The 13,119-nt window shown below is 45.3% G+C and carries 6 protein-coding genes; 3 read left to right on the top strand and 3 right to left on the bottom strand.

What is annotated here, in order from left to right; translation table 11 throughout:
* Both BT_RS08960 and BT_RS08955 read right to left on the bottom strand, forming a co-directional pair.
* Nucleotides 1–3,252, bottom strand: a complete 3,252-nt coding sequence (locus tag BT_RS08960) for a glycoside hydrolase family 2 protein (RefSeq protein WP_032841480.1) — start codon at nt 3,250–3,252, stop codon at nt 1–3.
* A 181-nt stretch (nt 3,253–3,433) separates the two neighbouring features.
* Entirely contained in the window at nt 3,434–4,456 is a 1,023-nt protein-coding gene (locus BT_RS08955) for a helix-turn-helix transcriptional regulator (RefSeq protein ID WP_011107967.1), read from the bottom strand.
* 111 nt (nt 4,457–4,567) lie between these two features.
* On the opposite strand from BT_RS08955, the gene BT_RS08950 reads away from it, so the two are divergent.
* Together BT_RS08950 and BT_RS08945 are read left to right on the top strand one after the other, a co-directional pair.
* Nucleotides 4,568–6,085, top strand: a complete 1,518-nt coding sequence (locus BT_RS08950; protein ID WP_224200446.1) for a TROVE domain-containing protein — start codon at nt 4,568–4,570, stop codon at nt 6,083–6,085.
* Between the two features lie 629 nt (nt 6,086–6,714).
* Nucleotides 6,715–8,598, top strand: a complete 1,884-nt coding sequence (locus BT_RS08945) for a DUF4980 domain-containing protein (RefSeq protein ID WP_011107965.1) — start codon at nt 6,715–6,717, stop codon at nt 8,596–8,598.
* Nucleotides 8,599–8,802: 204 nt separating this feature from the next.
* Here BT_RS08945 and BT_RS08940 read toward each other — a convergent pair whose 3' ends face one another.
* Complete coding sequence (locus BT_RS08940) at nt 8,803–9,675, bottom strand: aldose 1-epimerase family protein (RefSeq protein ID WP_008767778.1); 873 nt, start codon at nt 9,673–9,675, stop codon at nt 8,803–8,805.
* Between the two features lie 311 nt (nt 9,676–9,986).
* Here BT_RS08940 and BT_RS08935 point away from each other — a divergent pair, with 311 nt between their 5' ends.
* Nucleotides 9,987–13,100 carry a SusC/RagA family TonB-linked outer membrane protein gene (locus BT_RS08935; protein WP_193349043.1) on the top strand — a complete coding sequence of 1,038 codons (3,114 nt, stop codon included), beginning with the start codon at nt 9,987–9,989 and terminating at the stop codon, nt 13,098–13,100.
* Nucleotides 13,101–13,119: the final 19 nt, after the last annotated feature.

Raw genomic sequence — 13,119 nt, 5'->3', positions numbered from 1 at the left:
TTATTTGGTTTCCGGATTCACGAAAGCTGCTTTCAACAACGGAAGGAAATCTTTCTTGTTATCGCATTTGAAATAGCCGGTGAAGTCGTTCCGGTCTCCGGCTCCTAGTTTGATCACCAGTTTATTCCATCCTTGCAGCAAGGGCAATTCTTTGTAGATGATTTCGTTGCGTCCGTCGTGGGATACAGCCGTATAAGGTTTGTCGTTGATGAGCAGCGCACGTTTCTTTGCTTTCACAAAGAGGGATAGTTTCGGCATGTTCGGCTCTATCAACAGGTCGTCCAGAGGGCGTGGACTGAATACATAAAGTTCCAGTGTCCATTCACCGTCGCTGTCCTTCACCAGTTTCTCTTTGGTGGCTACGGGGAAGTTGATCTGTTCGTCGCGCAGGAAGAAGACCTCGTCGATATTGACTTCCGGCTTTTGGAAGGCTATTCCGGCATTCTTCAGGATAGCGCTCAAAGTGTTGAACCCCTTCTCCGAGTTGGCAAATTCGGTTAATGTGTTCAGATAGAAAGTGGAAGCGTTCTGCTGGCATTTTACAAATACAGGAGTGGCGGCTGTACATTCGTATTCACTGCGGATCGTTCCGGCAGTCTTGATCTCTTCCGGGCGTTTGTTCCACTTTCTCCAGTCGGTCTTACAGGCGTTCAGCAAGACCTCGCCTTCTTCTACGAAAGCTCCTTTCAGCGAGTAGCTGGAAGCGTTGGTCTTCTGAAGTTCGCAGAAGTAGAAGTCGGAATTATTGAGTCCGTGCATCCATGACTTTTGTACGGGCAGGAAAGAAGAACGCTGCAGATTATCCAAGGACACCGGAAGCGGAAGAATTTCATTGTATGCGGCTACCGTTTCCGGTGTGAGTCCCCATATCCATACATCCGCACCTTTGGCGATTTGCTTTTGCATCTCATCTTTGGTAGAAGCATCCAACTTTTGGCTACCGTCTACAATATAGAGCAACAGGGAAGGAGTGTTTGCCTTCTTGGCGAATATGACTCCTTGCGCATCCATCAGCTGCTTTAATTTACTGTTCTGACTACCGATAAAGATGACTTCCTTATACTTTTTGGAAGGAGTTGTTGTTTTGCGATGATCGTACTGTTGTTTGTCGATTACAGCATAAGGAGACCAGGCCGGTTGCCCCGGAGCATTGGCTGCGCGTAGAGCACTGTACATCGGCCATTCCTGATAGAGCGGCAAGGTCGGGTCGTAACCGGGGTTGAACGTCGTACAATAAGGGCCTACCCGTTCGGGCTGCACGCCCGGAACTCCCTCTTTGTAATCACCGAAGAAGACTCCGTCAGCTTCAACGGTGGGAGCTTTGCTTTTGTCTTTCTTGCCGAGTGGAAGCGGTTTCAAGGCATACCATGCCATATTGAAGACTGTGCTGTAAGAGGCTCCCATCTGTCTTTGGTTGACGATGAGGTTGTAACATTCGTTAGCCAGCCCTTCCATACGGCCTTCCTGTGATTCGTAAGCGCGTTCTCCATTATATTTGGCAACCTGTTCCGGGGTGCCGTAATAAGCCATACTGTGTTCACCGATTCCCCAAGGTTTTCCGATTTCGATCCAGCGTTTCATGGAGTTGATGTCTCCGTAGTGGCCTACGGTCACGGGCAATATACCGTCACCGTCATCTTCCCCGTCTGCTGAAATCCACGGGCGGGTAGGGTCGTACTGATGTACAATGTCACGCCATTCTTCCCATGCCTTCTTTTGTACCGGCATCAGTTCGGGGCGATTGTAAACGTGCAGGATAACGGGTTTGTTTTCGTTGCTGATACTCCAGCCGAAAACGGACGCGTGATTTCTGTCGCGCAGGACAAAACGTTTCAGATGTTCTTTGGATGCTTCCCAGAAGAGGTCGGAGTCCAGTTTCGGACCACCGTCGCTGGCCCAGTTGGCTGTTTCATTCAGTACGCAGATCCCCATTTCATCAGCCATATCAAGGTAGAAGCGGGGATAGACTTGCGCGTGCGGACGGACTGCGTTGGCATTCATCCCTTTAATGGCGGTGAACCAGGCCCACGCATAACGGCGGGTCATCTGCGGGATACCCATAAAATGCCAGGAGTCACCATGCAATGCGTAAGGTTCGCCGTTCAGGTATTGTGTAGTACCTTGCAATGTCCATTCACGCCAGCCGAAACGTTCGTATTTGGTATCGACAGTCTGTTTCTGGTTATTGACGGAAAGTAACAGGGCATACAGGTTGGGATGCTCCGGAGTCCAGTATTTTAATATGTCCTTGTCGACAGGTACTTGCAAGGTCACTTTCTGTGAAGCCTTGGCTGGCAGGGACAGTTTCGTAGGAGCGACTTTCAATGCTTCATTACCAAGCGTCCAGTTCGGAACGGGAGCGGAGTTGACGTCTGTTCCTGCGCAGTTCACCCATTCGCAGATATTACCTTGTAGTTGTACATCAGTCTTCTTCTCTGTCCGGTTCTGAAGAGTTACTTCTATTTCCAGTGTATTCTTTGATACCAGCGGTTTTACGTATACGTCTTCCAGATGGATTTTCGGCAAAGCCAACAGATATACATCCTGCCAGATACCGTTGATCTGATACCCCCACATCGATCCGCCCGGAACAATGCGGCGTCCGATGGTCGCATTGTTTTCGAATAACGACTGGCTTCGTACGCCTACCAGTATCTCTATGTTTTCGCCGGCAGTCACTTTATCGGTGATGTCAAAGCTGAACGGTAAGAACAAATCGAAGTTCTCGCCTACCTTTTCTTTATTTACGTAGACTTCAGAATATCCGGCTACGGCCTCAAAGTGAAGTTTGATTTGTTGCCCCGACCAGTCGGCAGGGATGGTGACATTCTTCTTCATCCATGCCATTTTCACTTGTTCCCATTCTTTGGGGTATGAAGGGTAGTTGCGGTGGTCGGGACCTTCCAGGTCGCGGTAAGCAAAAGCATTGATATTCCACGGTGAAGGGATTTTGATACGTGTTTTGCTCCATTCGCTGTCGTTTTCCGGCAGGGGTAGTTCGGGAGCGATACCTTTTCCCTGAACGTATTCTTTCGGCAAGCGGACAGGCTGGAAATCCCAATAACCGTTGATGCAAATCTCTTGTCGATGTTCCTTTTCTGTTTGGTTCACCAGACCTTCGCTGGGGGCAAAGGTGTAGGGATAGACCAGTTTCTGGTCATTAGCCACTGTTTGTGTCTGCGCGTTTACCTTTGTAGATTGCAAGGTAAAGCCGGTCAGCAGACCGCATAGTAAAATTAAACTTCTCTTCATATTCATAATTTAATGAGTTTTTCGGTATTATCAAGGGCAAAGTAAAGGTCGAACCATTAAAAAGAGAGGATAAAGCAAATTAATTCTTCATTAAAATGGAATTAATTGTATCATAAAATGTCTTTTTCTCTCCGGAAAGGATGAAAATGGTCCGGTTACTTGCTTTTTATCCGAATGTAACTCACTTGGGCTTTTCGTATTGTTCTACCGCCCTCCTTAATTTCTTTTCTATTAGCTCCACCAGTGTCTGCGGGTAAAGAACTTGTATTCCGTTGGCATATCCGAAGAATACCCGTTCCAGTTCATGGTTGATGACTACTTCTATTTCAAGAATCACACTTCCGTCTTCCAATGTTTCTATGGTTCGTTGGCTGTGGTGTATCGGTTTGGTCAGGATGTAGGGGGCTTCGTTGGCGGCTACTTTAAAACCGACCTTCTCGGCTTTGCTTCCGGAGTTTTTGGTCACCCCTACCAAGTCGTCAAAGAATGTGTTCGGGTCGAAGAATGTATTCTTTATAAAGGGTTCCCGCGATAACACCTCTAACGAATGGATTCTGTCCAGAGCCAGATTCTGCAATATCCGTCCGCTTTTTCTGACTCCAAATACGAACCAACGGTTGCGATATTCCTTTAATAGATAAGGATAGAAGATGAAGCTGTTTGCCGAACGGGCCTTGAACGAACGGTATTTAAGTTGCAGGGGATGTTCGTTGACGATGGCATGGTAAATGGTATCCAGATAATCCAGCCCTTTCAGAGATTCGTTCTTTTCGAAGTCGATGACCGGAGTCGTCTTCATTCGGGCGGAGGCTACGTGATCTTCCAGCCGGTTCACAATCTCACTCATCTCCGTGAAGTAGGAGAAACCCTTGAACTGCCGCAGAACTTCCACGGCTTCCGACATCGTTTTCAGGTCCTGTTCGTTCAGCAGGGTTTGTGTGATGCTGTATTCCGGGTCTTCGTACTTGTAATACTTGTTTTCGTATACCACAATCGGTGCGTTATAACCCAGCTTCTCGCTGCGCATCATCTGTATATCCATTTGTACGGCACGTTTGCTGATTCCCTTGTCGATTCCTTCATATTCGTAAAGGGCATCCGAGCAGGCATCTACCAAGTCTTCCAGTGTCCAGCGACGATAAGGATTACGCAGACAGTTATCAATCGTTTTATAACGAATCAAGGCATTTCTATTGACCGGCATAGGCGGAAGTATAAAGATTTTCTCCAAAAGTAGAAAAATAATTTGAGGTACGCAAAAAGGCTGCGTACCCACCCCCGTATCTTTGCAAAAGAAAACAAATAAAGAGTATAAATGATGAAGTTTAACTGGATAAATAAAGGAATGAATAAAGTGCTGAACAAAGAATCGGCACCGGCTTACCGGCTGACACCCGAATGGGAATTGTACACATCCGTGGTAACTACTTCATTGAACAACAGTTTCTATGAGCAGGAGGAAGAGAGAATAGAAAGGGTCCGTACGCTCATCGGAAAATGTAACCCTTTGTTTGTGGCGCAACTGGCGGCGTACGCAAGGGAAACGATGAACCTGCGTTCCATCCCTTTGGTGATGGCGGTAGAACTGGCGCGTATCCACCAGGGCGACAATCTGGTGAAGCGGGTAACTGCCCGTACCGTTCGGCGTGCCGATGAAATCACCGAACTGCTGGCCTGTTATCAGCAGGCAAACCGGCGGACGGGGACAAAGAAACTGAACCGTCTTTCCAAACAGTTGCAGGCAGGGCTACAGGATGCATTCAATACATTCGATGCGTACCAGTTTGCCAAGTATAACCGTTCGGCAGAAGTTTGTCTGAAAGATGCCTTGTTTCTTGTGCACCCGAAAGCGAAAGATGAACGGCAACAGGAAATTTTCAATGGAATAGTTAACGATAATCTTCCGGTTCCCTATACTTGGGAGACAGAATTGTCTGCTTTAGGTCAGCGTACCTTTGCTACGGAAGAAGAACGGCGAAAAGCTTTCCGTGCCAAATGGGAAGAATTGATAGACAGTGGTAAACTAGGATACATGGCTTTGCTGCGCAATCTGAGGAATATACTGGAAGCGGAAGTTTCTGCAGACCATATTCTGACAGTAGGGAAGAGGCTGTCTTCCGAAAAGGCGGTTGAAAACTCCAGGCAGTTGCCTTTCCGCTTTTTGGCTGCTTACCGTGAGTTGTCGAAGACTCCTTCGCTCTATGCTACGATGTTGATGACGGCTTTGGAACGTGCCGTGCAGGTATCTGCCCGCAATATTACCGGATTTGATGAATCTACCCGTGTGCTGATAGCCTGTGACGTATCCGGTTCCATGCAGTGTCCGGTTTCGGCAAAGAGTAAAGTATTGTACTATGACATCGGTTTGCTGCTGGGAATGTTGTTGAAGTCACGTTGCAAGCAGGTGATGACGGGTATCTTTGGCGATAGATGGAAGATTATTAATCTGCCCGATACGGGTATCTTGTCCAATGTCGATGCTTTCTATAAAAGGGAAGGTGAAGTGGGATACTCTACAAACGGATATTTGGTTATCAAAGACCTGATAGATCGGAAGGCGCAGATGGATAAGATAATGATGTTCACCGACTGTCAGTTGTGGAATAGCCATAGTGATTTGCAGATAACGGATTTGTGGAGGAAGTACAAGAAAATTTGTCCGGCAGCCAAGTTGTATCTGTTTGACTTAAGCGGATATGGCAACACTCCGCTGGATATCACTCGTGACGATGTATTTCTGATAGCGGGATGGTCGGATAAGATATTTGATATTTTGTCTGCAATCGACAAAGGAAATGATGCGTTGCAGGAGATAAAAAAGATAGTGGTATAACCGGAGTTCTCAGGATTCCGGTTTACGGAAAAAAACAGAACAAGTGTCGTAGAGAAGAGTTACTTCGTTTGGGACGACCATAGGTCGCGGGTTCGACTCCCGCTGCTCTCCTTATTCTTTAAGGAAAAGCATAGCTCAGTTGGATAGAGCAGGGTATAGTCTCTTTTCGTTTGTTACCTTGTTTTTTACTTTGACATAAGCAGAATGTCGTAGAGAAGAGTTACTTCGTCTCATTTTAGGGGAGGAATAGTGAAGTTGTAAAATCAGCAAGACTATCCGGTTCGACTCCGGCATTGACGTGCCCCGTTTCTCTTTTCGCCTGTTACTTCTGCTTTTAAAAAACAGAAAGGGATGCCGTAGTATAGAGATACTTCGCTGTTAACGATTCGGTTGAACGCTTGTCTTTACAGACTTGAGGTACAGGTTCAAATCCTGTCTTGGCGGCTGGTCACACAGTTGGTCATGTAGTTTAAAACAAACTCTGTACGCCTGTAGCTCCCTTTTTTCAATGATGTATCAAAAATGTTACTCTTTGAAACAAAGTTTATAGACGAAGGTGAAGATACCCCCTATCTTTGCCTCCGTCAATTTTTGATTAACACTAGTATAACTCTGAATATCCTGTTACCATGAAAACAACTCCTTGGATAAAACTGTGTAAAGGTGCCGTACTCGCACTGACTGTCTCCTTTGGACTGACCTATTGCCAGTCGACCAAAAGCACGTTCACTCTTGAACAGAAAGGTGATAGCCTTACTATTGTCCATATTACTCATCCTACTAATTATATATTACTCCCCATCGAAGAAGAAGAAGCCGACGAAAGTCAGGTGCGTCTTGATACGGGGAATGCAGCGGATACCGATATGGATATCCGCCTGGCACAGACTAAGGTCGATTATTTCGTTCCTTTTGCTTTGCCGGCTGATACAAAGGTAGCCACTTTACGCATTCAAAAGAAATCGAAAGACGCCCTCTGCTGGGAAGAAATCAAATTATCCGATACGTTTGATACTACCAATACGGATAAATTCCGTCCTGTCTACCATCATACTCCCCTTTATGGCTGGATGAATGATGCAAACGGATTGGTATATAAAGATGGAGAGTATCATTTGTATTATCAGTATAACCCTTATGGCTCCAAATGGGGAAATATGCACTGGGGACATTCGGTCAGCAAAGACCTGATGCATTGGGAACATTTGGCTCCTGCCATTGCCCGTGATACATTAGGGCATATCTTTTCCGGTAGTTCTATTGTCGATCAGGAGAATGTGGCGGGCTACGGAGCAGGTTCCATCCTCGCTTACTATACTTCTGCCAGCGATAAGAACGGACAGATTCAGTGTCTGGCTTATAGCAAAGACAACGGACGGACATTTACTAAATACGAAAAGAATCCTGTTCTGCGTCCTTCCGATGGTCTGAAAGATTTCCGTGACCCGAAAGTCTTCTGGTATGCACCGGAGAGTAAATGGGTGATGATTGTCTCTGCCGATAAGGAAATGCGTTTCTATGACTCCCATAATCTGAAAGACTGGAACTACCTGAGTAGCTTTGGCGAAGGATACGGTGTGCAACCCTGTCAGTTTGAATGTCCGGATATGGTGGAACTTCCTGTAGACGGCGATATCAACTATAAGAAATGGGCATTGATTGTCAATGTAAATCCGGGATGTTACTTCGGAGGGAGTGCTACTCAATATTTTATCGGTGACTTTGACGGCACAAAATTTATTTGTGATAATCAGCCGAATGTCACAAAATGGCTGGACTGGGGGAAAGATCACTATGCTACTGTCTGTTTCTCAAATACGGGAGACCGTGTGGTGGCAGTGCCTTGGATGAGCAACTGGCAGTATTGCAATATCGTTCCGACCCGGCAGTTCCGTAGTGCCAATGCACTGCCCCGTGAATTGGGACTCTATACACAGGACAATGATATTTATCTTTCCGCCGCACCGGTAGCGGAAACTAAGAACTTACGAAAAGAAAGCAAGGATGTTCCGTCCTTCACGGTAGACAAGGATTATCACATCGAATCTTTATTGACTGATAATGAAGGAGCTTATGAGCTTTCTCTGAACATCGAAGCTGGAAAGGCGGAAATTATGGGATTCAGTCTTTTCAATGACAAGGGAGAGAAGGTGGATATTTATTTTAATCTTCCGGAAAAGAAACTGGTGATGGACCGTACGAAAAGCGGCATCGTAGATTTCGGGAAAAACAGCTCTCCGCACGAGATCGAGGCGCACGACCGCCGGAAGACGACTTCTATCAATTATATAGATGATTTCGCATTGGCTACATGGGCACCTATCCAGAAGGAAAATGAATACAAACTGGATGTCTTTGTTGATAAGTGTTCGGTAGAAATATTTCTGGATGGCGGGAAGATAGCGATGACTAATCTGATTTTCCCTACAGAGCCATACAATCGTATGTGTTTTTACAGTAAGGGCGGTACATTCGCAGTCGATTCATTTAGTGTGTATAGATTAGGTTTATAAAAGGATGGATTTATTTTTCAATAGGTATTTATCAAGGATATAATCAATTGTTTATCACTTGTATAATCAGTATTTCATAGATTGGATTTATGAGTTAGTTTTTAAGTTAGGTTTTGTAGATTAGGTGTTTGGCAGCTGCCGTCCGTGAGGTCCGGCAGCTGTTCTGTGTTTCTTCAGTCTATTCGCAGAATAGGCTGTCATTACTTATTCATCGATCTCAATCGTATACCCTCCTCTGAAAGTTTCTTCCGGTTGCAGGTGTTGCATCCAGTCTTTGTCTTTGTATTCGCCTGTGTAATGTGCGCGGTCGCAGCGGCCGTACCACGGTTCAATGCAGACAAAAGGGGCATTCTTTGCAGGCGGAGACCATAGACCGACTACGGGAGCATGAAAGTGCAGGCTTAAATAAGCTTTCTTTTCCTTGGTATAAAGGGTTACTTTATGGATTTGCTCATTCTCTATTATCAAAGCATCTTTATCGAAAGTATGTGTATCCAATGGCAATAACCCGTCTGTAAGTTCCAGAGAATATTCAGTGGAAGGATCTGCACATCCTTTTTCTGAAATGAGGATATACTTCAATCCTTCTTCCTTGTCAAAACCGAAGAAACCACGATTCTGTGTATCTGCATTAAAATCCGGCCAATAGAATGCAGGATGCGCACCGATTTGAAAATACATTTCTTTTTCTCCGGTATTCTTAACTTCCCATATAACCTCGATCTGCTTACCCTGAATACGATAACCTATTTCCAGACAAAACGGGAAAGGAAATTTCCGTAATGTCTCTTCATTACTGACAAGGTGGTATCGTACTTCGTCTTCTTTTTCTGAAACAAGAGTAAATTCCATATCGCGGGCAAAGCCATGTTGACTCAATGTATAAGCGATACCTTCATTACGATACTGGTTTTCCCACACACTTCCTACAATCGGGAAAAGTACAGGAGAGTGGCGTTTCCAAAAAGCAGGGTCGGCTTGCCACAGATACTCTTTCCCATTGGCGAAGATACTGCAAAGTTCGGCTCCATGCGGAGATACCTGAATAGTAAGTTGTTCGTTGGAGATTGTTTTCATATCATTCAGTTTTCTGTTGGTTACTTTGAGTGATTATATGCTTGTTATATGAATAATATCCCTTTTTACAAGGACTTAAATTACTATACAAAGGTAGTATTTTCTATGATTGAGAGAGAATATAATCCCGACTTTCTTATGATGGAGAATTATTCTTATAAAACCCTATAAAATAGCGTTCTATGCAACATATCTTACAGCATTTGAAACATTTTTTTCAGTCGGTTGACTTAAATCAACCGTAATTTGCATCATCGAAAAGAGAAAATTCGTACTTTTAAATTAATAACATTAAACTAATGCCTGGTATCATGAAGAACAAAAAACTTCTTTGCAGCGTTTGTTTCCTGTTTGCTTTCATGTCGGCCCTGTGGGGGCAAAACATTACGGTAAAGGGAAACGTTACTTCTAAAACGGATGGGCAACCGATTATCGGTGCTTCTGTCGTTGAAACTACAGCTACAACCAACGGAACAATTACAGACTTCGATGGTAATTTCACTCTTTCAGTTCCGGTCAACTCTACTTTAAAGATTACGTATATTGGTTATAAACCGGTGACCGTAAAAGCGGCTGCTATCGTTAATGTACTACTGGAAGAAGATACCCAGATGGTAGATGAAGTTGTCGTAACAGGTTATACTACACAGCGTAAAGCCGACCTGACAGGTGCTGTTTCTGTAGTAAAAGTAGACGAAATCCAGAAGCAAGGTGAAAACAATCCGGTGAAAGCCCTTCAGGGACGTGTCCCCGGAATGAACATCACCGCCGATGGTAATCCGAGTGGATCGGCTACCGTACGTATCCGCGGTATCGGTACGCTGAACAATAACGACCCGCTTTATATAATCGACGGTGTTCCTACCAAAGCCGGTATGCACGAACTGAATGGTAATGATATTGAATCCATTCAGGTTTTGAAAGATGCCGCATCCGCTTCTATCTACGGTTCGCGTGCAGCGAACGGCGTGATCATCATTACTACCAAACAAGGAAAGAAAGGACAGATCAAAATCAATTTCGACGCTTCTGTTTCCGCCTCCATGTATCAGAGTAAAATGAACGTACTGAACACTGAGCAATACGGACGAGCTATGTGGCAAGCCTACGTGAACGACGGTGAAAATCCGAACGGTAATGCTTTGGGATATGCTTACAATTGGGGATATAATGCCGACGGCAATCCGGTATTATACGGAATGACTCTTTCCAAATACCTGGATTCAAAGAATACAATGCCTGTGGCGGACACAGACTGGTTTGACGAGATCACTCGTACTGGTGTTATTCAGCAATACAATCTTTCCGTCAGCAACGGTTCGGAGAAAGGTTCTTCTTTCTTTTCTCTGGGATATTACAAGAATCTGGGTGTTATCAAAGACACGGACTTCGACCGTTTCTCGGCTCGTATGAACAGCGATTATAAGTTGATTGATGATATCCTGACCATCGGTCAGCATTTTACATTAAATCGCACGTCGGAAGTGCAGGCTCCGGGTGGAATTATTGAAACCGCACTGGACATTCCTTCCGCTATTCCCGTATATGCTTCGGATGGTTCATGGGGCGGACCGGTAGGCGGATGGCCCGACCGTCGTAACCCTCGTGCCGTACTTGAATACAATAAAGACAACCGATACACTTACTGGCGTATGTTCGGTGATGCCTATGTCAATCTGACTCCTTTCAAGGGATTCAATCTACGTTCCACTTTCGGTCTGGACTATGCCAACAAGCAGGCACGTTACTTCACTTATCCTTATCAGGAAGGAACGCAGACAAATAATGGCAAGAGCGCAGTGGAAGCCAAGCAGGAACACTGGACGAAATGGATGTGGAACGCCATTGCTACCTACCAACTGGAAGTAGGCAAACATCGTGGAGATGTAATGATAGGTATGGAGTTGAACCGTGAAGACGACAGCCATTTCTCCGGATACAAAGAAGACTTCTCTATCCTTACCCCCGACTATATGTGGCCCGATGCAGGTAGTGGCACGGCACAAGCATACGGTGCCGGTGAGGGGTATTCACTCGTCTCTTTCTTTGGCAAAATGAACTATTCTTATGCCGATAGATATCTGCTTTCGTTAACTCTCCGTCGGGACGGTTCTTCCCGGTTCGGTAAAAACCACCGTTATGCCACTTTCCCTTCCGTATCTTTGGGATGGCGCATCACACAGGAGAACTTCATGAAAGAACTGACCTGGCTTGATGATCTGAAATTGCGTGCTTCGTGGGGACAGACCGGTAATCAGGAAATCTCCAACCTTGCCCGTTATACTATCTATGCACCTAACTATGGTACAACCGATTCTTTCGGCGGACAGAGCTACGGTACGGCATACGATATCACAGGTTCTAACGGTGGCGGTGTACTTCCTTCCGGTTTCAAACGCAACCAGATCGGTAACGACAATATCAAATGGGAAACAACGACACAGACCAATGTCGGTATCGACTTCAGCCTGTTCAAGCAATCACTGTACGGTTCACTGGAATACTACTACAAGAAAGCAACAGATATCCTGACTGAAATGGCAGGAGTAGGAGTGCTGGGAGAAGGCGGCAGCCGTTGGATAAATTCGGGTGCAATGAAAAACCAGGGTTTTGAATTTAATCTGGGTTATCGTAACAAGACTGCCTTTGGACTGACTTACGACCTGAACGGAAACATATCCACTTATCGGAATGAAATTCTTGAATTGCCGGAAACGGTAGCTGCCAACGGCAAGTTTGGTGGTAATGGTGTGAAGAGTGTAGTCGGACATACTTACGGCGCACAAGTCGGTTACATTGCTGATGGCATTTTTAAGTCGCAGGATGAAGTAGACAACCATGCTACTCAAGAAGGCGCTGCTGTCGGCCGTATCCGTTACCGTGATATTGACCATAACGGTGTGATTGACGAAAGAGATCAGAACTGGATTTATGATCCTACTCCCTCTTTCAGCTACGGATTGAATATTTATCTGGAATATAAGAACTTCGATCTGACAATGTTCTGGCAAGGCGTTCAGGGAGTGGATATAATCAGTGACGTGAAGAAGAAAAGCGATTTTTGGAGTGCTTCCAATGTCGGCTTCCTGAATAAGGGAACCCGTTTGCTTAATGCCTGGTCACCTACGAACCCAAACTCTGATATTCCGGCATTGACCCGCAGTGATACGAACAATGAACAGCGTGTCTCTACTTACTTCGTAGAAAACGGTTCTTTCCTGAAACTGCGCAATATCCAGTTAGGATACACCGTTCCCGCTGTTATCTCCAAAAAAATGAGAATGGACCGCTTGCGTTTCTATTGCAGTGCACAGAACCTGCTGACCATCAAGAGCAAGAATTTTACCGGAGAAGATCCGGAGAACCCGAACTTTTCTTATCCGATCCCTGTGAATATCACGTTCGGACTTAACATCGGATTTTAACTTACTTCATCAATAAAAC

Source organism: Bacteroides thetaiotaomicron VPI-5482 (assembly GCF_000011065.1).
GTDB lineage: Bacteria > Bacteroidota > Bacteroidia > Bacteroidales > Bacteroidaceae > Bacteroides > Bacteroides thetaiotaomicron.
The sequence above is the reverse complement of the archived record's forward strand: the minus strand, read 5'-3'. Positions and strand labels throughout refer to the sequence as shown.